Below are 1,096 nucleotides of genomic sequence, written 5' to 3'. Positions count from 1 at the left end.
TCCCCCCCCGCCCCCACCCCGCCGCGGAGCGCGCGGGGGCCACAAGACCCCCAGCCCCCCCCCCCCCCCCCACCCAAGTGCTCAACGCCGATTCAGGTGGCGGGAGTTGCGGATGGGACTTTGCGCTGGTCGCGGCCGATGTGCGAAATCTGATGGCCAGTCGGCAACGTGCCGATCTCGAAGGAGGGGCCTGAGATGAGTCGCAAGCGTCGTGTCAGTGGTGGCCAGCCCAGTTCTGGCGGGCCGGGGGCAATGGCGGTGAATGAGACGGCTTCGCGGATTGAGCCGTCGTCCCCCAGGCCCATGGGCTGGCGCCAGATGGTCTCCCAGGCGCTGGGTGTGGCCCTCTACCTGCTGCTGGCCAGGCTGTTCGGCCTGAACTCGGCGTGATCAGCGACCGCTTCCCGCAAGGGGCCTAGCTGCCCAGTCCCGGGAGAAGGGCGTGGGCGAGTGCCCACGCCCGAGCGGCTGGCGGTCAGCTGGCCAGGGCCTCGCCGAGCCGGGCGTGGGCCGAGCCGGACAGTGCGTGGTGGAGGCTCTCGGCCCGGGTGCGAACCAGTCCGTCGCGGTATGCCTCCGGAAGGTTCTCCCACACGTCCACGGCCATGCCGGCTGCGGCGGTTGGGTCGCCGTCGGTGTTGAGGCAGATCGCGGTGTCCATGGCCAGCAGGGCGCGGGTCATCACGGAGGGGGAGCGGGTGAGGGCGAGTGCGGCTTCCTGTTCCGCGTACGCCTCGCGGGTGTCGCCCATGAGGGTGAACGCCTGGGAGAGGTGGACGTGGTGCTTCTGGAGCGGGTAGCCGAACCAGGTGTCGGCGGCCTGGGCGGTGTCCAGGCGCTCGGCGATGGTCCGGGCGTCGGCAACCGCACGGAGTGCGCCCTGGTGGTCGCCGATGCCAGCGAGTGCCCGTGCGGTGACCGCTGCGGCCAGTGCGGCGGCCGCGGTGGGGGCGGTGCCTGCTTCGGCGCGGGCACGGGTCGCCAGCGCGGCCGCGGGGGGGGGGGGGCCCCGCGCAGTAACGAGCACAACCAACCCCGCCCCCCCACCCACCCCCAAACACCCCAAACCCCGACACCCCCCCCCCCCCCCCCCCCG

The 1,096-nt window shown here is 73.2% G+C and carries 2 protein-coding genes; one reads left to right on the top strand and one right to left on the bottom strand.

Going from position 1 to position 1,096, the window contains the following annotated elements; translation table 11 throughout:
- The first annotated feature begins 195 nt into the window (after nucleotides 1–195).
- Complete coding sequence (locus ACFWXO_RS44685) at nucleotides 196–390, top strand: hypothetical protein (protein WP_380532825.1); 195 nt, start codon at nucleotides 196–198, stop codon at nucleotides 388–390.
- 85 nt (nucleotides 391–475) lie between these two features.
- On the opposite strand, the gene ACFWXO_RS44680 is transcribed toward ACFWXO_RS44685, so the two are convergent.
- Nucleotides 476–1,027 (bottom strand): hypothetical protein, encoded by a 552-nt coding sequence (locus ACFWXO_RS44680; protein ID WP_380532822.1) that lies wholly within the window; start codon nucleotides 1,025–1,027, stop codon nucleotides 476–478.
- Between the last annotated feature and the right edge of the window lie 69 nt (nucleotides 1,028–1,096).

Source organism: Kitasatospora sp. NPDC059088 (genome assembly GCF_042738155.1).
GTDB lineage: Bacteria > Actinomycetota > Actinomycetes > Streptomycetales > Streptomycetaceae > Kitasatospora.
Note: the sequence above shows the minus strand (reverse complement) of the source record. Positions and strands in the feature narration are given on the sequence as shown.

Coding starts and splice junctions, on each gene's coding strand:
- ACFWXO_RS44685 (WP_380532825.1), top strand. CDS start 196: ATGAGTCGCAAGCGTCGTGTCAGTGGTGGCCAGCCCAGTTCTGGCGGG.